Annotated in this window: 16 protein-coding genes and 2 pseudogenes; 5 read left to right on the forward strand and 13 right to left on the reverse strand. The window is 65.6% G+C overall.

All coding sequences use genetic code 11. The annotated features are described in order from the left end of the window. Position 1: 1 nt before the first annotated feature. The 13 genes and pseudogenes from J7396_RS03240 to J7396_RS03300 all read right to left on the reverse strand — a co-directional run bounded on the left by J7396_RS03240 (position 2) and on the right by J7396_RS03300 (position 13079). A complete protein-coding gene (locus J7396_RS03240) occupies positions 2–829 on the reverse strand; it encodes a phosphatidate cytidylyltransferase (protein WP_011346893.1) in 828 nt (275 codons plus the stop codon). Beyond that, entirely contained in the window at positions 826–1584 is a 759-nt protein-coding gene (gene uppS / locus J7396_RS03245; protein WP_011346894.1) for a polyprenyl diphosphate synthase, read from the reverse strand. Before uppS ends, J7396_RS03240 begins: the two co-directional genes overlap by 4 nt. A 17-nt stretch (positions 1585–1601) precedes the next feature. Further along, the gene (gene frr / locus J7396_RS03250; RefSeq protein ID WP_005921623.1) at positions 1602–2159 is read right to left on the reverse strand and encodes a ribosome recycling factor; all 558 of its coding nucleotides are present in this window, start codon (positions 2157–2159) and stop codon (positions 1602–1604) included. A gap of 187 nt (positions 2160–2346) precedes the next feature. Continuing rightward, on the reverse strand, positions 2347–3069 hold the full coding sequence (pyrH, locus tag J7396_RS03255) for a UMP kinase (RefSeq protein WP_005911727.1): 723 nt from the start codon (positions 3067–3069) through the stop codon (positions 2347–2349). 106 nt (positions 3070–3175) lie between these two features. Further along, on the reverse strand, positions 3176–4699 hold the full coding sequence (locus J7396_RS03260) for a GGDEF domain-containing protein (RefSeq protein ID WP_065628302.1): 1524 nt from the start codon (positions 4697–4699) through the stop codon (positions 3176–3178). A 276-nt stretch (positions 4700–4975) separates the two neighbouring features. Continuing rightward, positions 4976–5854 (reverse strand): translation elongation factor Ts, encoded by an 879-nt coding sequence (gene tsf / locus J7396_RS03265; protein WP_014089751.1) that lies wholly within the window; start codon positions 5852–5854, stop codon positions 4976–4978. A gap of 169 nt (positions 5855–6023) precedes the next feature. Continuing rightward, positions 6024–6822 (reverse strand): annotated as a pseudogene (rpsB, locus tag J7396_RS03270) (30S ribosomal protein S2). A 418-nt stretch (positions 6823–7240) separates the two neighbouring features. Continuing rightward, positions 7241–7966, reverse strand: a complete 726-nt coding sequence (locus J7396_RS03275) for a fimbria/pilus periplasmic chaperone (RefSeq protein WP_029819029.1) — start codon at positions 7964–7966, stop codon at positions 7241–7243. Between the two features lie 2 nt (positions 7967–7968). Next, the gene (locus J7396_RS03280) at positions 7969–8301 is read right to left on the reverse strand and encodes a hypothetical protein (RefSeq protein ID WP_029819030.1); all 333 of its coding nucleotides are present in this window, start codon (positions 8299–8301) and stop codon (positions 7969–7971) included. A gap of 48 nt (positions 8302–8349) precedes the next feature. Next, positions 8350–9384, reverse strand: coding sequence for a spore coat U domain-containing protein (locus J7396_RS03285; RefSeq protein ID WP_011346898.1), 1035 nt, complete (start codon positions 9382–9384; stop codon positions 8350–8352). Next, entirely contained in the window at positions 9381–11732 is a 2352-nt protein-coding gene (locus J7396_RS03290) for a fimbria/pilus outer membrane usher protein (protein WP_209260950.1), read from the reverse strand. Before J7396_RS03290 ends, J7396_RS03285 begins: the two co-directional genes overlap by 4 nt. Before the next feature lie 16 nt (positions 11733–11748). Beyond that, a complete protein-coding gene (locus J7396_RS03295; RefSeq protein WP_209260951.1) occupies positions 11749–12519 on the reverse strand; it encodes a molecular chaperone in 771 nt (256 codons plus the stop codon). An 8-nt stretch (positions 12520–12527) separates the two neighbouring features. After that, positions 12528–13079, reverse strand: coding sequence for a spore coat U domain-containing protein (locus tag J7396_RS03300; protein ID WP_008576696.1), 552 nt, complete (start codon positions 13077–13079; stop codon positions 12528–12530). 290 nt (positions 13080–13369) lie between these two features. On the opposite strand from J7396_RS03300, the gene map reads away from it, so the two are divergent. From map to dapE, 5 genes and pseudogenes are all read left to right on the forward strand, one after another. Further along, the gene (gene map / locus J7396_RS03305) at positions 13370–14146 is read left to right on the forward strand and encodes a type I methionyl aminopeptidase (protein ID WP_008576697.1); all 777 of its coding nucleotides are present in this window, start codon (positions 13370–13372) and stop codon (positions 14144–14146) included. Then, positions 14143–16749 (forward strand): annotated as a pseudogene (locus tag J7396_RS03310) ([protein-PII] uridylyltransferase); the annotation flags it as partial. The gene map and the pseudogene J7396_RS03310, both read left to right, overlap by 4 nt. Positions 16750–16773: 24 nt before the next feature. Continuing rightward, positions 16774–17970: a 2,3,4,5-tetrahydropyridine-2,6-dicarboxylate N-succinyltransferase gene (gene dapD / locus J7396_RS03315; RefSeq protein ID WP_209260953.1), complete on the forward strand. Its 1197-nt coding sequence runs from the start codon at positions 16774–16776 to the stop codon at positions 17968–17970. A gap of 192 nt (positions 17971–18162) precedes the next feature. Further along, a complete protein-coding gene (locus J7396_RS03320; protein ID WP_209260954.1) occupies positions 18163–18519 on the forward strand; it encodes an arsenate reductase in 357 nt (118 codons plus the stop codon). Between the two features lie 245 nt (positions 18520–18764). Further along, positions 18765–19895, forward strand: coding sequence for a succinyl-diaminopimelate desuccinylase (gene dapE, locus J7396_RS03325; protein WP_011346903.1), 1131 nt, complete (start codon positions 18765–18767; stop codon positions 19893–19895). Positions 19896–20116: the final 221 nt, after the last annotated feature.

The following is a 20116-nucleotide window of genomic DNA, read 5'->3' on the forward strand; positions in this document are numbered from 1 at the left end:
CCTAGAATCCGAGAATTTCCTTGCCGAGTGCGAACACCGGCAGGGCAGCGAGCACGCCATCGATGCGGTCCAGCACGCCGCCATGGCCCGGAATCAGCGTGCCCGAGTCCTTGGCGCCGGCGTGGCGCTTGAGCAGGCTTTCGAACAGGTCGCCCAGCACCGATGCCAGCACCGCCAGTGCGGAGACCAGCACCAGCTGCGGCACATGTGCCAGCGTCAGCCCGGCCAGCCAGCCGAACGCGCAGGCAACCGCAATGCCGGCGAGCAGGCCTCCGAGCAACCCTTCGATGGTCTTGTTGGGGCTGACCCGCGGCGCCAGCTTGTGTTTGCCGAACGCGCGGCCGGCGAAGTAGGCACCGGAGTCAGCCGCCCACACCATGGTCAGCGCGGTCAGCAACCACAGGTTGCCCTTGTCCGGGCTGGCATGCAGCAGCACCAGCGCTGCCCATGCCGGCAGCACCGCCAGGGTGCCGGCGGCCAGCTTGAGTGCGCGCGCCTGGCCGTTGCCATGATCGGCGCCGAAGGTGAAAAAGCGCAGCCACAGCAGCGCCAACAGCCACCACGCCACGCCGACCAGCGACGCAATCTGGAACAGCACCATCGAGCCGGCCGAGGCCCACACCATCAGCACCATCAGCAGCAGGTTGAGCGTCAAAAGCACGGTGCGCGGCAGGCTGTCGTCGATCCCGGAGAGCTTGAGCCACTCCCACAGGCCGGTCAGGAACAGGACCGCCGCCAGCGCTGCCAGCCATTGGGTGGGCAGCAGCACGATCGCGCAAATCGCGAGCGGCGCCATGATCAGCGCGGCAATCACGCGAGTCTTGGTCATGCGGAGGAGCTCTCCGTCGCCTTGTCGGCGATCTGTGCGCTGGTCAGGCCGAAGCGGCGTTCACGCCCGGCAAAGTCGTCCAGCGCTTGCTGCAGCACGCCGGCATCGAACTCCGGCCACAGGGTTTCGGTGAACCACAGCTCGGTGTAAGCCAGCTGCCACAACAGGAAATTGCTGATGCGGGTGTCGCCACCGGTGCGGATGAACAGGTCCGGCGCGGGCAGGTCGGCCAGGGCGACCCGGCTGGACAGCAGCGCTTCGTCGATCTGCTCTGGCTGCAGGCGGCCGGCAGCGACGTCTTCGGCCAATGCGCGGGCAGCCGCTGCGATGTCCTGGCGGCCGCCGTAGCTGGCTGCGATGCTCAGCACCAGCCGCGAGTTCGTTGCGGTGCTGCGCTCGGCGCCGGCCATGCGCTCGCGCAATGGTGCGGCAAAGCGGCTGCGGTCGCCGATGAAGCGCACCTGCACGCCACGTCGCTGCAGTTCTTCGACCTCGCGGTCGAGCGCATGCAGGAACAGCTTCATCAGCGCGTCGACCTCATCCTGCGGACGGCCCCAGTTTTCACTGGAAAACGCGAACAGGGTCAGCGCCGACACGCCTTTTTCCAGGCAGAAATCGATCGTGCGATTGACCGCGCGCGCGCCGGCGCGATGGCCGATCATGCGCGGACGCCGCCGACGCTGCGCCCAACGCCCATTGCCATCCATGATGATGGCGATGTGGCGCGGCACAGCAGCAGAAGGGACTGGATGCATGGCAGGCGATGCCACGATCAGACCGTCATCAATTCCTGTTCCTTGCCCTTGACGACCTCATCCACGTCCTTGATGGCCTTGTCGGTGAGCTTCTGGATATCGTCCTCGGCGCTGCGGGCTTCGTCTTCGGTGACGGCCTTGTCCTTGAGCAGATCCTTGACCTGCTGGTTGGCGTCGCGGCGGATGTTGCGAATGGCGACCTTGCTGTCTTCGCCCTCGCCATGCACGGACTTGCTGAGCTCCTTGCGGCGCTCCTCGGTCAGCGGCGGCAGGTTCAGGCGGATCACGGTGCCGACCACGGTCGGGGTCAGGCCCAGATCCGAAGCGTAAATGGCTTTTTCCACGTCCTTGATCATGCCCTTGTCGAACAGGCTGATGACCAGCGAGCGGCCTTCGGACACGCTGATGCTGGCAACCTGATTCAGGGGCGTATCGGCGCCGTAGGCCTTGACCTTGATACCGTCCAGCAGCGCCGGCGAGGCACGGCCGGTGCGGATGGTGGTGAGGGAATGGCGCAGAGCATCGATGCTCTTGGTCATGCGCGTCTGCGCGTCTTGTTTGATCTGGGTGAGCATCGCCGGAATCCGTGTGGAGCTGAATCCGGGGATTATAGCCGGGACTGGGGTTTCACGACTCGGGGGCCGTCAGCACCCGCGCAGCCGGTTCACTTGGCGCCCCTTTTCACGCCGGGCGCCGGGTTGGAGATCGCTGTGCAGCCTGCGGCCGTGCGCTCTTGCGATTCCCCAATCCCGATTCCCGACCTCAGCTGCGGCCCTGCACCAACGTGCCGATCTGCTCGCCGTGCAGGATGCGCAGCAGCACGCCCGGTTCGCTCATGCCGAAGATGCGCAGCGGCAGGTCGCTGTCGCGCGCCAGTGCGAAGGCGGCGGTATCCATCACTTCCAGGCCCTGCAGGATCACCTGGTCGTAGGTCAGGCTGTCGTAGCGCACCGCATCGGTGTGCTTCTTCGGGTCCTTGTCGTACACGCCGTCGACCTTGGTTGCCTTGAGCAGCAGGTCGGCACCGATCTCGATCGCGCGCAGCGCCGCGCCCGAGTCGGTGGTGAAGAACGGGTTGCCGGTGCCGGCGGCGAAGATCGCGATGCGGCCCTTCTCCAGGTGACGGATCGCGCGGCGACGGATGAAGTCTTCGCAGACATCGTTGATCTTGATGGCGCTCATCACGCGCACCTTGGCGCCGAGCTTTTCCAGCGCATCCTGCATCGCCAGCGCGTTGATCACCGTGGCCAGCATGCCCATGTGGTCGCCGGTGACGCGGTCCATGCCGCTGGCAGCCAGGCCGGCGCCGCGGAAGATGTTGCCACCGCCGATCACCAGCGCCACCTGCGCGCCGGCCTGCTGGGCTTCGATCACTTCATGCGCCAGGCGATTGATGACCTTGGGGTCGATGCCGTAATCCCCGTCCCCCATCAGCGCCTCCCCGGAAAGTTTGAGAAGAATGCGGCGATAGGAAAGTTCGGACATGGGGAAACCTCGGGGGTGGGGGATCGGCAAACGCCGGCAATTCTAGCGGAAGCCTGTCACCTGGCGTGGTAAAAATTCCTTTGTTGGCAGTGGCGTGACCGGTTGCTCAATGCGCGCGCGGGTTCGGCGGCGTTGGTACATCGGTCGCATCGTACGCGGTGACGCGGTTGCGGCCGCGATGCTTGGAGCGATACAGCGTGCTGTCGGCGGCCTGCAACAAATGGTCGATGCTGTCGAACTGGCGCTCGGCACCGCCGTGCGTGGCAAGACCCGCAGAGAAGGTGATGTGCAATGGGCCGCCCTGCAGTTGCGCCATCGGCGTACGCGCGGTTTCGGCCAGGATGCGTTCGATCACCATCAGCGCCGCATCGGCAGGTGTATTGGGCAGGATCACCAGGAATTCTTCGCCGCCGTAGCGCGCCACCAGGTCGCTGGTGCGCACCATGCGTTGCAGCGTTTGCGCGAAATTGCGCAACACTTCATCGCCGACCAGATGTCCGTGCGCATCGTTGACGCGCTTGAACTCGTCCAGGTCGATGAAGGCGATCGACAGCGGCCAGCCCTGGCGCGAGGCCAGTTCGAACTCATGCGTCAGCGCGGTACCGAGCTGATGCCGATTGAATACCCCGGTCAACGCATCGCGGCTGGCCTGTTCGGCCAGGTGACGCATGCGGTTTTCCGATTCGTCGGCATGCCGGCGCGCTTCGGCCACGTCCTGCAATTCGCGCAGGCTGCGCAGCATCGCCAGTTCACGCGCCTGCTCGAAGATCATCTGGATGTGCTCGGGCTGCGGCACGCGGATGTCGAACAGCGCCTCCAGTTCCGGCAGCGATTCGGCGATGCGTTCGATCACTTTTTCGAAGCGTTCGGCATCGAGCTCCAGCACGTCCTGCGCCTGCTGCTGCGCATGTTCGGTTGCAGTGACCGCACTGGCCGAGAGCCAGATATCGGCCAGGCGCCCGGATAGCGCCACGCAGGCCATGAACGGTTCCAGGCCTGCCGGTTCTTCTTCGCTCTGCGCAATCGCATTCTGCAGATACGGCGGCAGCTGCCACTGATGCGCCAGCCAGGCGCCGACTTCGGCATGCGTGGCGCCCAGCTGTTCGCGTTCGGCAACCAGCAGCGCGGTGTTGTCGGCGGCCTGTTCCAGCAGCGGCCCGTACAGATCGGGCGCGCCCTGCAGCAGGGCCAGCTTGCCGATGTCCTGCAGCAGGCCCGCCAGCATCAATTCTTCGGGTTTGCGAATGCCGTAGGCCTGGCCGAGGATGCGACTGGCCAGCGCGCATAGGCCGGCGCGGCGCCAGATGCGCTCGTGCAAGGGGTGGGCGATGAAGGTGCTGCGCACGCCGTGCACCATCGAAAAGCCCAGTGCCAGGCTCAAGGTCGCGTTGAGGCCGAGCATGGTCAGCGCCTGGCCGAGATTGTCGATGCGGCGGCGACTGGCGTAGAGCGGCGAATTGGCCACCCGCAGCATACGTGCGCTCAATGCCATGTCCATGCCGATGACCTTGGCCGTGGTGGTCATGTCCACGTCCGGATCCTGCGCAAGTTCGATGATGCGCAACGCAACGCCGGGCGGCGAGGGCAGGTTACGGCAGTAGTGCAGGGCGGCCTGGAGATCTGGTTGCATGAGTCATCGCCAACAGTGGCCACAAGCATACAGCTGCGGTCGTTGAGTAGGGCGCGCCATGCTCCGCCATCGCCGCGCCACAAAACATGCGTGATGGAACGCCAGAACCTGGTCGGCATCTTCAGGTAACGGCAATGCCGATGACATCTGTAGAGTTGAGGCCGCTTGCCGCCGTGCCGGATGCGTTCGCTTCAGGTTCGCGCCAGTGTGCGGATGCGCGACCGACAGGCAAAAAAAAGCCGCGGCATGCCGCGGCTTTTTTCCGAGCGGGGAAGATCAGGCCAGGCCGGCCTGCTTCATCACTTCGGCGGCGTAGTCTTCCACCACCTTCTCGATGCCTTCGCCAACGGCCAGGCGCTGGAAGCCGATCACGTCGGCGCCGGCGGCCTTGACTGCCTGCTCGACGGTCTGGTCGGTGTTGAGCACGTACGGCTGGCCGTACAGCGTCACTTCGTTGACGATCTTGCTGATCTTGCCGCTGATGATCTTTTCCAGAATCTCGGCCGGCTTGGCCTTGTCCTTTTCGGACATCTTGGCCAGTTCGATTTCCTTTTCCTTGGCAACGAATTCGGCTGGAACGTCGGAGGCCTTGACGTGCGGCGGGTTCATCGCCGCAATGTGCATGGCGATGCCGCGCGCCAGCTCGATGTCGCCACCCTTCAGTTCGACCAGCACGCCGATACGGCCGCCGTGCACATAGGCCGCGACGTTGTTGGCGCTGTCGATACGGACCAGGCGACGCACCTGCAGGTTTTCGCCGACCTTGGCGATCACCGCAGCGCGACGCTCTTCGATGGTCTCGCCGCTGTCGAGCTTGACGCTCTTGAGCGCTTCGGCATCGGCAGCGTTCGAGTTCAGTGCGGCATTGGCCACGACCTCGGTGAAGGCCAGGAAGTTCTCGTCCTTGGCGACGAAGTCGGTCTCGGAGTTGACTTCGACCAGCACGGCCTTGCCGCCGGCCTGGGCGGTGGCGATGCGGCCTTCGGCGGCAACGCGGTCAGCCTTCTTGTCGGCCTTGGCCAGGCCCGACTTGCGCAGCCACTCGGCCGCGGCGTCGATGTCGCCTGCGTTTTCGACGAGTGCCTTCTTGCACTCCATCATGCCGGCGCCGGTGCGCTCGCGCAGTTCCTTGACCAGGGAAGCAGTGATTTCCATGGAATTACCTCATATGGACGAATGCGTGCGGCGGAAGCGATTCCGCCAGTAGGAGACGGTGCGGCATGCCGCCGCCCCCGTAGATGTATGCAGTAGCCTCAGCGACGGAGCGCGAGGGCGCCGTCGGGACTGCGGCCGCACAGCATGGTGCGGCCGCATTGCACGCCGATTACTCGGCGGCGTCAGCCTTCTTGTCGCCCCTTCTTGGCCGGAGCGCGACGGCCCTTGCCTTCGTCGGCGGACTCGGCCGAGAACTCTTCTTCGCGCACCGAAGCGGAGTTCGGCGCAGCCGCCTTGCCTTCCAGCACGGCGTCGGCAGCGGCGCGTGCGTACAGCTGCACGGCGCGGATGGCGTCGTCGTTGCCCGGGATGGCGTAGTCGACCAGGGCCGGATCGTAGTTGGTGTCAACCACGGCGATCACCGGAATGCCGAGCTTCTTGGCTTCCTTGATGGCGATGTCTTCATGGCCGATATCGATCACGAAGATCGCATCGGGCAGGCGGTTCATTTCCTTGATGCCACCGAGCGAGGCGTCCAGCTTCTCGCGCTCGCGACGCAGGCCCAGCACTTCGTGCTTGACCAGCTTGTCGAAGGTGCCGTCGGTTTCAGCCGCTTCCAGTTCCTTCAGGCGGGCAACCGACTGCTTGACGGTGCGGAAGTTGGTCAGCGTGCCGCCCAGCCAGCGCTGGGTCATGAACGGCATGTTGCAACGCTCGGCTTCTTCCTTGATGGACTCGCGCGCGCTGCGCTTGGTGCCCAGGAACAGCACGGTGCCGCGCTTCTGCGCAACCGAGGAGAGGAAGTTCATCGCGTCGTTGAAGAGCGGAACGGTCTTCTCGAGGTTGATGATGTGGATCTTGCCGCGCGCGCCGAAGATGTACGGCGCCATCTTGGGGTTCCAGTAGCGGGTCTGGTGGCCGAAATGGACGCCGGCTTCCAGCATCTGACGCATGGTGACTTGGGGCATTGAAAAAACTCCTGATAGCGGAATCGCCGTGCGCGGCTTGTTGTTGAAAAGTCCGCACATGGATGTGCGGGCTGTTGCGAGGGGCTCGCATCAAAACGCACACGATTCCGGGGTTGGGCTTCCCTGTTGCCTCCGCGACGAACCCTGTGTGAGGGCACCCCGGCGCGGATGGCGGCAGCAGGTGTGAATTCGTCGGTGACGTCCGACGTGGACGACGCAATGCGCAAGACACGCAAAACAGCCGGCGGAGTATAGCTGGCGAGTGGGCGTGGCGCAATTGGCGGAATCGGGAATCGGGAATCGGGAATCGGGAATCGGGAATCGGGAATCGGGAATCGGGAATCGCAGAGCCTGGTTCGCTTGGGCCTTCACCAGCCCACGATCAGCTAGCGCAATCCGCTTGACCCATTCCCAATTCTCAATTCCCGATTCCCGGCTCCAGCGCCAACGTGCTTTCGATATCGCTGTTGATACGCGCCACGAAGCGGCCGCTGCCTGCGGGCAGGTTGGCGGGCAGGGCCCATTGGCGGGTCTGGCCGGGGAGGACGTAGCCGGCCAGGTCGCCGCGGATATTGCGGCGGGTGCCGCCGGCATCGATATAGGCCAGGTCGGCCAGGCGCGCATGGCTGGAGCCGGAATTGTGGATACGCAACGCGCGCTGGCTGCCGTGCCCGGCCAGGCTGGCGTGCAACGCCGGTTGCGCTGCGCTGGCCTGGCTGGGCTGTGCAAACACCGGGGTGGAATAACGCAGCAGGTCGGTCTCGTTGCCGATCGCGTGCTGGGTCACCACGAGCCGGTAGCTGTCTTCGGCCTGCGTGGGGCTGGGGCCGAGGCGGATCACGCGCAACAGCTGCCGGCCTTGCGACGGAATTTCGAAGTGCGACGGGCTGACCGTGACGCCGGTGGCTGGCTCGAGGAGTTCGCGCTCACCGTCCTGGCGCCAGCGGTAGAGCTTGGCGTCGGCACGCCAGGGTTGCGCGGCCTGGTTGTAGAGCCAGACCGTTGCCTGGTCGCTGTCGGCCGGGATGTGCGCGGTGGTCGGCGCGATGGCGATCTCGGCAGCACTGGCGGCCCCGCTTGCTGCCATACAGCCCAGGGCCAGGGCCCAGGCCAACAGATCGCGAAGGTGGCGAGCAGTGGCCATGCTCAGAACGCGATGGTGGTGATGCGCGCGCTGCCGGCGGGCAGCGGCCCGGCAAGCGCGCTGGCGTCCTGGCCGGTGCTGGTGACGGTGGGTGCCTCATTGCTGCTGGGCGGCTCGGCGATCGCCATCGGCGTGCCCCTGGAGCAACTGGCGCGCGGCGGCGCGGTACGCAATTCGCAACCGCTGAGCAGACGCAGGCCGATGTGGAGCGTGGAATTTTCCGGCCCCCGCGCGGTGGCTGCGTTCGCGGCGGCAGACGTCGCGGCGCAAGCGAGAGCAGCCAGGGCCAAGCGCTTCAGGAAGGTGACCTGCGTCATGGAGGCAATCGTTTGCATTGGAGACGTAACAAATAGCGACGCCCCCGATACGAACTTTATTAACTGTCAGTAAGTGATGGAGACGGTCACCGTGTCGGTATAGGCGCCGGCAATCGGCAGTTGTGGGGCCGGCGCACGGCCATAGACGGTGACCGTCTGGGTGGTGCCATTGCCGGTGCCTGCCAGCGTATCCACCCCGATGACGGTGCCCCACCGATTACTGCGACCGGTATTGCTGTAGAGCTCGTAATTGATGTAATTGGCGCTGCTGGCGTGGCGCATTCGCCGCACGCTGCCGCTGGCATTGCTGCCATTGTCCAGGCCGATATTCCAGGCGGTGCGGTTGGTGCAGGCCAGGCTGATGGTGGAGGTGCGATCGATGGCGGTGTCGATGCTGCCGGCAATGCTGCCGAAGTCCAGGTCGGTGGTGACGTAGGCATTGCAGCGTGCCGGCACGGTCGCCGAGGCAGTGAACGGGAAGGCGTTGCTGGCAGTCTTGGAGCCGGTGCCGCCGGCCGTGCAACTGCTTGGCAGCGAGGGTACCCCGATGATGCTTTCGTTGTAGGAGTAGCGCAGCACGGTGTCGGCGCCGCCAAAGCTGCTGGTGTGGTTGCCGACCGAAAGGATCTGGTTGGCCGGAATCCGCCCATACACGGTGATGGTGGCGGTCTGCGAGCCGCCGGTGATCACCGGCACGTTGTAGGACAGTGTCAAGGTGCGCGGCGAGGGAGCCGCCGACCCGGTGGCGCCCCAGATCTGCGTGCGGGTTGCCTCGCTGTAGATCTGGAAATCCAGGCTGTCGCTGGTGGAATTGAGCATGCGACGAGGGGCATACACGCCGCTGCTGGCACTGCCGGGGCCAAGGTCCAGGCAGAGGCTGACTTGTGCGTAGCCCAGCACGCTGAGCGCGGCAGTCGCGCAGGAAACGTTGAGTGTTGCCACTGCATCGGTGGTGCCGTTGGCCGCCACGTTGCCAAATGCCAACGGTGTGCCGAGGGTGACGGTGCAGGTGGTCTCTGCGTGCGCCCGCTCGCTGGGCCCAAGCCACACCATCGCGATCGTCAGCGCGAGCATCAGGCGCCAAAGCGTGGACATGCTCATGGCGTGGTCTGCTCAGGGATGCACTGCAGCGGCCCCACTCGCGGAATGCCGCCCGGATCGGCGGGATACGCGAATTGCGCCACGCAACGGCCCTCGGGCAGGTCGACCAGGATGCGGTTGTCGCGTTGCAGATTGTCCAGATAGGTTTCGCCGTCGTAGCCGACCACCACGCGTTCGGTACTGCCGTCGCGCTGTACCACGCTGCCCACGGGCAGCGGCGCGCCGCGCGCGTCGTGCAGCACGATGATGGCGGCGCGCACGCGGGTAATGCCGAAGCGCACCGCCACGCCGGATTGCTGGCGCGGTGTCACCGTGGTGTCGACACGGTCCACGCGCAGGTCTGCCGGCAGGCTCAAGGTGTCGATGGAGAGCTGGTTGCGCTGCCAGGATTGCAACGGCGTCACCAGCAGGGTGCCGCGCGCGTCGGTGACTCCGATCAGGCGGTTTTCCAGGCGGACCGGAATGCCTGGCTGGCCGTCGGTGGAGACCACCGCGAACGCGTCCTGGATATCGCGCGCGGCGAAGGTGCGGCCATTCATCCACACCAGGCTACCGCTGGCGCTGGCATAGCCGAAGCTGTCGCCGTCCTGGGTTGCGGCGCCGAGGTTGTAGCGGCCGACCCGGTTCAACCAGCCCAGTTCGGCCAGCCCGCCGCTGGCGTCGTCGCCGGCACGGCCTTGCAGGCGCCAGCCGATGCCGCCCAGATCGCCATCGCCAGGCAGCGGCTGGCTGACGTCGGCCACCAGGCCGGTACGCTCGCCGTTGCGCTGCATCGATGCGCTGGCCTGACGCACTTCGCCGAAGGTGGTCGACAGCGACAGGTACAGGCTGCGATCGCTGGAGACATCCAGATTCTGATTGCCCGACAGATTGGCCGCCCAGTTGCGCCCGAAGCTGCGCGACCAGAACACGCTCGCATAGCGCGAGGTATCGCCTTGCGGATAGCTCAGCCGCACATAGCTGGTGCCGAGCGAGCCGATCGGGTCGACGTTGACCCCGACTGCTGCGCGGTCGCTGACGCGCGCTGGCAGGGCGCCTTGCAATGCGCCCAGGTCGCGATAGTCGCCATGGGTGCGCTGGCTGCCCAGATTGACGTTGAAACGCCGGTTGTTCCAGGCGTAGCCCAGCACGTACTGGCCGCCCCGTAGCGCGTCCATCCGGCTGTGCGCGTAGGCGGCATTGACCACACCGCCCACGCCAAGCAGCCACACGCCGCCTGCGCCTGCGTTGATCACGCCGCCGCCAGTTTCGGCATGCGCTTCGATCGTGAAATCGTCGCGCAGGCCTTTGCGAAAGGTGGCGCTGGCCACACGGCGTCGGTCGTAGGAAAACGAGCGCACGCCGTAGTCGCGGCGCAGATGGCCGATGCCGGCCGACCATTCGGAAATGCCGCGCGCCAGCAACTGCGGTGTGCCATAGAACGCGAAATCCAGCCGACGCACGCGTCCGAACGCATCGGTCACCACGATCTGCGCCTGGCCGGTGCCGCTGATGCCCGGTTGCGCGGCCAGCTGAAACGGGCCGGCCGGCACCTGGCCGCTGTACTGGCGCAAGCCGTCCACATACAGCTCAACGGTGGAAGGCACTGCCGCTTCGCCGAGAAAGCTCGGCGTCGGCGTCAGCACCCGATACGGTTGCAAGGCGTAATTGCGGCCGATCTGCACGCCGCCCAGGCGGATCGAGCGGCTCCAGTCGACAAAGCCGCTATAGAAATCGCCCACGCTGAGGCTGGTGGCGCTGTCCGGGAAATCCATCTGCCAGGCACTGTCCAGACGCACCGCTTCGCTGCGCCAGCGTTTGTCCTGGGGGCGGTCGTAGGCCAGGAAGACCGCGGTGGTATCGACCATGCCGCGCCCGATGCCGAACGCGCGCACTTCGGTGGCCAGCGACGCGCTGCTGACGCCGGCATTGCGGGTGGCATACAGGTCGTAATTGAGCAGCATGCCGGGCGATGCAGTGGCGCTGGGCGGGGCCACTTCTTCGGCTTTGAGCACCGTGGTGGACAACGACAGCTGCGCCAGCGGCGCCTGCAGCGCCAGCCGCTGCAGCGCCGCGTCGTAGCGCACTTCCACGTCGGGCAGGCGGTCCAGATCGACCAATTCGCCAGGCACGCGGTCGGCCAGGATGAAGCCGAGTTTGCGCAGGGTTTCCACCGAGCCGCGTAGCCGCCCGTCGACCAGTTCGAATGGTGCCAGGCCGCGGTCGGCCTGGTTCAAGGTCACGTCCAGATACAGCGTTTGCGGCTGTGGCGTGGCGCTGGGTGGCGGCTGATCGGGAAGCGACGTCACATCGGCCAGATCGCCGGCTGCGGCGCTGCCCAGGCAACTGGCGGTCGCAAGGAGCGTCATCGCCAGCCGCGCCGCATCAAGGCGCCGTCGGCGCGGCCAACAAGGTACGTTCGTCAGCCTCACCATTGATCCTTGCGATGATGGTGCCGCGGCCGAACTGCGCCAGCGGCGCACCCAGCGACCAACGCATGGTCTGCCCGGGCAGTACATAACCGACCAAGCCGTTCAACGCGGTCTTGGTTGCGCCATCGACCTGGTGCCGCAGGTCGGCGACCTGCGCATGGCCGGTGCCGGTATTGCTGATCTGGATCTGCGCCTTGCCATCGCTGCCGGCAACCACCTGCGCGCTCAGGGTCGGCGAAGGTTCGGTGTTGCCGGGCGGCAGCAGGAAGATCGGCACCGAATAACGCAGCACGAACTGCATGCCTTTGCGGTCGGCATCGGCACTGGGCAGCTCGTCGACGATGATGCGGTAACACTGCTCCTGCCCGCTCGGGGCAGGCCCGGCGCGGATGACCCGGATCAACTGGCGCTCGCCAGCGGCCAGGGTGCGCATCGGCGGGCTGACCAGCAGATCCTGGGTGGGGTCGAGCTGATCCTGCCCATCGCGCTGGGTCCAGCGATAGGCGCGGGTCTGCACCTGGACCGGCGCGCTGCCGCTGTTGCTCAGCCACAGGCCGTCGGCGGTCTGCTGGGCGCTCAGGCTCAGCGATGTGGGTGCCAACTGCAGGCTGGCGGCATGCGCCGGCGTCGGCACGGCGCCGTTGGTCATGACCAGCGTCATCGCCAGCCCGGCCGACATCAGCCAGGCAGGTAAACGTGACAACGGGCGGTGATGCACAGGCATGCGCGGGCTCAATAGACGATCGTGGCAGTGATCGTGTCCTGGTAACTACCGGTCGCAGGATTGTTGGCCGACGGGTTGGTCACGCGGCCGTAGACCGGGTAGACCTGGTTCAGGCCGGTGGCGGTGCGGCTGAGCGTGTTGGTGCCGGTGGTGCTGCCCCAGACCGTGCTGCGGCCCAGATCCTGGTAGAGCTGGTAGGCGATGTAGTTGTTGGTGGTCACCAGCGCGTCGGTATTTTTCATGCGGCGGGTGGTGACGTCGTTGGCAGTCCCGGCATTGCTGCCCGCGCTCAGTGCGATGTTGTACGGCGTCAATGCGGTGCACTGGGCCGTCACGCTGCCGTTGGCGTCCGCATTGGCGGTCGAGGTCGAGAGTACCGAGCCGAAGTCGACGTCCGTGGCGGATGCGGCGGTGATCGTGCAGGCCTTGGTGACCGCGATCTTGACGTTGAAGGTGGTGGTGTCTGCCGCGCTCGCCATGCCAATGGTCGAAAGCAGGCCGAGCGATAGCAGGACAGGGCGGACAGTACGCATGGACATTTCCTTGACCGTTCTGGTCATTGATGACGCGACGAGTCGTCGCCTTCCCTGCAATGCATCAGCTGTGCCAAACATAACGCCGAATTCACACGCTATCTAGCTGTCCTGACTCGCTTTATTGGCAAAAGTGCGATGTCCTATGGATGACTTCGTTAAGATGTTTTTTGACGCCGTGTGCACGGCGTCACGCATGAATAGGCGGCTGCGCCGGTTTTCCGCTGTGCGGTCCGCTTGAGGCCAGTCGTTGCGTCCGCAAAAAAGCGCGTGCGCTGGTCGTTCAGATTCAGCCCGGATCGGCGATAATCGTGGCCATGAGCGTCAATCTGAAAACTAAAGAAGAAATCGAACTGATGCGTGTCGCCGGCCGCTTGGCCGCCGAGGTGCTCGATGTGGTGGCGCCGCACGTGAAGCCGGGCGTGACCACTGCCGAGCTGGACCGCATCTGCCATGACCACATCGTCAACGTGCAGGGCACCATCCCCGCCAATGTCGGCTATCGCGGCTTCCCCAAGAGCGTGTGTACCTCGGTCAACAACGTGATCTGTCACGGCATCCCGAGTGCAGCCAAGGTGTTGAAGGATGGCGACATCGTCAATATCGACGTCACCGTCATCAAGGACGGCTGGCACGGCGACACCAGCCGCATGTACTACGTCGGCACCCCGTCGGTGATGGCCAAGCGCTTGGTCGAAACGACATATGAAGCGATGTGGCGCGGCATCCGGGCGGTCAAGCCGGGCGCCACGCTGGGCGATGTGGGCCATGCCATCCAGAAGTTCGCCGAAGCCGAGCGCTTCAGCGTGGTACGCGATTACTGCGGCCACGGCATCGGCAAGGTGTATCACGACGAGCCGCAGGTCATGCATTACGGCCGTCCGGGCGAAGGGCTGGTGCTCAAGCCGGGCATGACCTTCACCATCGAGCCGATGATCAACGAAGGCACCTATCACCATAAGACGCTGCCGGACGGCTGGACCGTGGTCACCAAGGACCGCAAGTTGTCTGCGCAGTGGGAGCACATGGTTGCGGTGACCGAAGACGGCGTGGATGTGTTGACGCTGTCGGCCAATTCGCCCGCGCCGGTATGACCGACACGCCGGCGGAGCGACCCGACCCGGGCGTCGCCGGCGACGCGGACTGGGCCGCGCAGGCCCGTCCGCTGCTGGTGCATGCGGACATGCGCCTGTGCAAACGCTTCGATCAGGGCGAGCCGATCGAGCGTCTGGTCGCGCTGCGCGCACGCGCGGTCGACCAATTGATGCGCAATGCCTGGATGCGCTGTATTCCGGCCGACAGCGGTTTGTCGCTGCATGCGGTCGGCGGCTATGGGCGCGGCGAATTGTTTCCGCGCTCGGACGTGGATGTGCTGGTGCTGGGCGACACCGCCGCGCAACAGCAGCACGAGCAGGCCCTGGCACGCTTGTTCGCGCTGCTGTGGGATGTGGGCCTGCCGATCAGTCACGCGGTGCGCTCGCCAGCGCAGTGCACCGCTGCGGCGGCGGACCAGACCGTGCTCACTGCCTTGATCGAATCGCGCGCACTGGTGGCCGACGGCCAGGCGCGTGCTGCGCTGGCCACGGCGATCGCGCCGCCGCAGGTGTGGCCGCCGCGCGATTTCTTCCAGGCCAAGCGCGAGGAATTGCTGGCGCGCCATCAGCGCTTCGGCGACACCGCCGATAATCTCGAGCCGGATATCAAGGACGGCCCCGGCGGTCTGCGCGATCTGCAGACGCTGGGCTGGATGGCCTTGCGCGCGTTCGGGGTCAAGGACCTGGAGGCCCTGGTCGGGCTGGGCCATGTCGGCTTCGACGAGGCCGCCGCGTTGCGTCGCGAGCGCGAAGAACTTGCCCGTCTGCGTTTCGGCCTGCACATCGTGGCCAACCGGCCGGAAGAGCGCCTGCGGTTCGATTACCAAAAGACCCTGGCCGAACGGTTGGGGTTCGCCGACGACCCGGAAAGCCTGGGCGTGGAAAAAATGATGCAGCGCTTTTATCGCAGCGCTGCACTGATCCGCCGCATCAGCGACCGCTTGTTGCAGCGCTTCGAAGAACAGTTCGATGGCGAAGCGACGCCGGAGCCGCTGGGCGGCGGCTTCAGCCTGCGCCGCGGCTATCTGGCTGCCGACGCCGAAAGCTGGCCGGAGGGCGATGTGCTGCAGGTGTTCGCGCTGTTTGCGCAGTGGGCCGCGCATCGCGAGGTGCGCGGACTGCATTCACTGACCGCGCGCGCGCTGGCCGAGGTCCTGCGCGATCTGCCGGCGTACGACATTGCCGATGCAACGGCCCGGGAACGCTTCATGGCGTTGCTGCGCGGCCCGCGTGCGGTGGAAACGCTCAATCGCATGGCGCGGCTGGGCGTGCTGGGCCAGTGGATTCCGGCATTCGCCAGCGTTTCCGGGCGCATGCAGTTCGACCTGTTCCATGTCTACACGGTGGACCAGCACACCTTGATGGTGCTGCGGAACATCGCGCTGTTTGCCGCCGGCCGTGCCGACGAGCGTTTCTCCATCGCGCATGAAGTCTGGCCGCGTCTGCGCAAGCCGGAACTGCTGTTGCTGGCGGGCCTGTTCCACGACATCGCCAAGGGCCGCGGCGGCGATCATTCGGAACTGGGCGCGGTGGATGCGCGCGCGTTCTGCCTGGCGCATCGCTTGAGCGAAGGCGATACCGAGCTGGTGACCTGGCTGGTGGAGCAGCACTTGCGCATGTCGGTCACCGCGCAGAAGCAGGACATTTCCGACCCGGAGGTGATTCACCGTTTTGCGACGTTGGTGGGCACACGCGAGCGTCTGGATTATCTGTACCTGCTCACCTGCGCCGATATTGCCGGCACCAGTCCCAAGCTGTGGAACGCCTGGAAAGACCGGCTGTTGGCGGATCTGTATTTCGCCGCGCGTCGCGCGTTGCGCGAAGGCCTGGAACACCCGCCGCCGCGTGAGGAACGGCTACGCGAAGCGCGCGAATCGGCGCGTACCTTGATGCAGGCGCAGGGGCACGATGACGTCACCATCGACCGCCAGTTCGCCGGCATGCCGGACGAGAATTTCCTGCGCTTCCGTCCCGAGCAATTGGCCTGGCAGGCGGCCTCGCTGATCGAAGTGGAGATCGGCCAGACCCTGGTCAAGGCGCGTCGCGCGGTGCCGGACAACGACGCACTGGAAGTGTTCGTGTATTCGCCGGACCGCGATGGGCTGTTTGCGGCCATCGTGGCCACGCTCGATCGCAAGGGCTACGGCATCCATCGCGCACGTGTGCTGGATGCGCCACACGATGCGATCTTCGACGTGTTCGAAGTGTTGCCGCAGGAGACCTATGCCGACGGCGACCCGCAGCGGCTGGCGGCAACGCTGCGTCAGGTGTTGGCCGGCGATCTGCACAAGGTGCGCCCGGCGCGCCGCGCAGTGCCGCGCCAGTTGCGCCATTTCCGCTTCGTACCGCGGGTGGAATTCAGCGAAAGCGCCGGCGGCCGCCGCACCCGCATCAGTCTGGTCGCACCCGACCGCCCCGGCCTGCTCGCCGATGTCGCGCACGTGTTGCGCATGCAGCACCTGCGCGTGCACGACGCGCGTATCGCCACCTTCGGCGAGCGTGCCGAAGACCAGTTCCAGATCACCGACGAGCATGACCGCCCGTTGTCCGAATCCGCCCGGCAGGCCTTGCGCGATGCGCTGTGCGCCTGCCTTGACCCTGTCTAGCTAGCAACTCCGGAGACCCCCATGGCCACCAGCAAGAAGACCGCGCGCAAGCAGAGCGCGACCACCCCCACCGCAGCGTCCAAGCGCGCGAGTGCAACGGGCAAGGCCGCCAAGGTGCCGGCTGTTGCCGCTTCCAAGCCAGGTGTTGGCGTCGGTAAGCAGGGCGCGGCAGCTGCCGCTGTCGGCAAAAAGGCTGCTGCATCTGATGCGGCAAGCCCGAAAACCGCTGCAAGGAAGACCGGCGGCAAGTCCGCGACGTCCGCTGCACCGCGCGTGGCCAAGCAGCCGACCAAGGTGGTTGCTGCACCGGCCGCAAAGAAGGCTGCGGCGGCAAAGAAGCTGCCGATTGCAGAGCAGGTCGTGCACAGCGCCGCAACGCAGGTCGGCAGCGACGAACTCAAACTGGGCATCGAAAGCGCATTCGAACGGCGCGCCACGCTGACCATGGACGAGATCGACGGTTCCACCCGTGCCATTGTCAATCGCGTGATCGACGGACTGGAAAGCGGGCAGTTTCGCGTCGCCGAGCCGGACGGACAGGGCGGCTGGACCGTCAACGAGTGGCTGAAAAAAGCGGTGCTGCTGTATTTCCGCGTCAACGAGATGGCGGTGATCGAAGCGCAGCCGGCGCCGTTCTGGGACAAGGTGGAATCGCGCTTTGCCGGCTTCCATGAAGCCGAATTCCGCAAGGCCGGCGTGCGCGTCGTGCCGGGCGCGGTGGCGCGTCGCGGCAGTTACTTCGGCAAGGACGTGGTGCTGATGCCGAGTTTCACCAACATCGGCGCCTATGTCGGTGAAGGCACCATGGTCGATACCTGGGCCACCGTGGGGTCGTGCGCGCAGATCGGCAAGCACTGCCATTTGTCCGGTGGCGCCGGCATCGGCGGCGTGCTCGAACCGCTGCAGGCCAGCCCCACCATCATCGAAGATCACTGCTTTATCGGCGCACGCTCGGAAGTGGTGGAAGGCGTGGTCATCGGGCACCACAGCGTGATCGGCATGGGCGTGTTCATCGGTCAGAGCACACGCATCTACAACCGCGCTACCGGCGAGATTTCCTATGGCTATGTGCCGCCGTACAGCGTGGTGGTGTCCGGGCAGCTGCCCTCCAAGGACGGCTCGCACTCGCTGTATTGCGCGGTGATCGTCAAGCAGGTGGACGCCAAGACGCGCAGCAAGACCAGCGTCAACGAACTGTTGCGTGGTCTGGCGGATTAATCCGCTTCGCGGCGGCAACAGATGACGCGCAGCGCCGGTCGAGGGTGCGCCTTTGGCACTCTCGGCCGCTGCGATGACACGCGCGTCCAAGCGCGCTTGTGAGATCGCCTGCCGGTCGCGTTACACGCAGTTTTATCGCACCCCCTTTCGAGAAGTGAGGGGCTCTGCAAACCGCCTTTTGGGATATTTCGCATGACCACGCTCTACGGACTCAAAAACTGCGATACCTGCAAGAAAGCCACCAAGTGGCTGGATCGTTTTGGTGTGGCGTATACGTTTGTCGACTATCGCGATCACAAGCCGGAGCCGGAGACTCTGGCGGCGTGGGCGGAGCAAGTTGGTGGATTCGATGTGTTGATCAACAAGTCTTCGACCACCTGGCGGCAGTTGCCGGACAACCGCAAGGCGGCGGGCAGTGCGGCCGAATGGAAGCTGTTGCTGCGCGAGTACCCGCAGCTGATCCGGCGGCCGCTTGTCATCACCGACGAGGGCGCGCTGCATCAGGGCTTTTCCGACAACGGCTTCAAGAAGCTATTCGGCGTTGGCTAAGCGACTGCGGTTTTCGATGGTGCTGCGGACGGTGTTGCCGCTATCGTCGTGATGCGTGATGTCTGGCATGTTGATCGCGCGCTCATCGGCCGGGCAAGCCGTTCGACCTCGCGCCGGCAATGACGCGACGACTGCCTGCAAACCGGTTAGCTTCCACCACTGCAAGTGCGTTCAAGCCACGCCGATCGATGCAGACACGATCCCTCCATCAACGCCGCGCTGCGGCCCTACTGCGGTGACGTTTCATGAGCGATGTGCTGGAGTTGACCTGTGACCTCATTGCACGTGCCTCGGTAACGCCGGCAGATGCCGGTTGCCAGGCCGCGATTGCGCAGCGCCTGCGCGCAGCCGGCTTCGGCTGCGAGCACTTGCGCCTTGGCGAGGTCGAGAATCTGTGGGCAACCCATGGCAGCGGTGCGCCGGTGCTGGTGTTGCTCGGGCATACCGATGTGGTGCCGCCGGGCCCGCGCGAGGCGTGGACCAGCGACCCGTTCGATCCGCAGATCCGCGACGGCGTGTTGTATGGGCGTGGTGCAGCGGACATGAAAGGCAGCGTGGCCGCCTTCGTGGTCGCCGCAGAGCAATTCGTCGCTGCACACCCAACGCACTCCGGCACGCTGGCGGTGCTGTTGACCTCGGACGAAGAGGGCGATGCCATCGATGGCGTGCGCCGGGTTGCCGAGGTGTTTCGCGAACGCGGGCAAACGATCGACTGGTGCATCACCGGCGAACCGTCGTCCACCGAGCGCCTGGGCGATCTGTTGCGCGTGGGCCGTCGCGGCAGCCTGTCCGGCACGTTGACCGTGAAGGGTGTGCAGGGGCATGTGGCGTATCCGCACAAGGCGCGCAACCCCATCCATCTGGCAGCGCCTGCGCTGGCCGAACTGGTGGCGCGGCAATGGGACGACGGCTTCGAAAGCTTTCCGCCCACCAGCCTGCAACTTTCCAACATCCATGCCGGCACCGGCGCCAATAACGTGATTCCTGGCGAGCTGCAGGTGGCCTTCAATCTGCGCTATACGCCGCACTGGGACGCGCCGCGCCTGGAGGCTGAAATCACCGCGCTGCTCGATCGGCATGCGCTGGACTACACGCTGCGCTGGCACCGCAGCGGCGAGCCGTTCTATACCCCGGAAGGGCGGTTGCGCAGCGTCGCGCGTGAGGTCCTGGGGGAGTTCGCCGGTGCGCCGCCGGAAGAAAGCACCGGGGGCGGCACCTCCGATGCGCGGTTCATTGCGCCACTGGGTGCGCAATGCATCGAAGTGGGCCCGGTCAATGCCAGCATCCACCAGGTCGACGAGCATGTGCGCGTCGCCGACCTGCAGGCGCTACCGGCGCTGTACCGCACGTTGATCGAGCGCCTGCTGGTCGAGTGAGCGGGCCACGCAGACGCCGTCGTTGCCACTGAAACAGTTGCGCCGGTACCACCGAACCGTTAGCGTCGCCGACATGGTCCTTCGCCTCGCCAACCTCAATAACGCCAACCGCAGCAATCTGCGCGCGAATAATCGTGCGCGGCCGATGCGGATCTGCGACTAGGCGACGTCCACCAAGCGCCCAGGAACCAGAAAAACCCGCATCGGCCGATGCGGGTTTT

The organism is Xanthomonas sp. A1809, from assembly GCF_017746015.1.
Taxonomy (GTDB): Bacteria; Pseudomonadota; Gammaproteobacteria; order Xanthomonadales; family Xanthomonadaceae; genus Xanthomonas; species Xanthomonas euvesicatoria.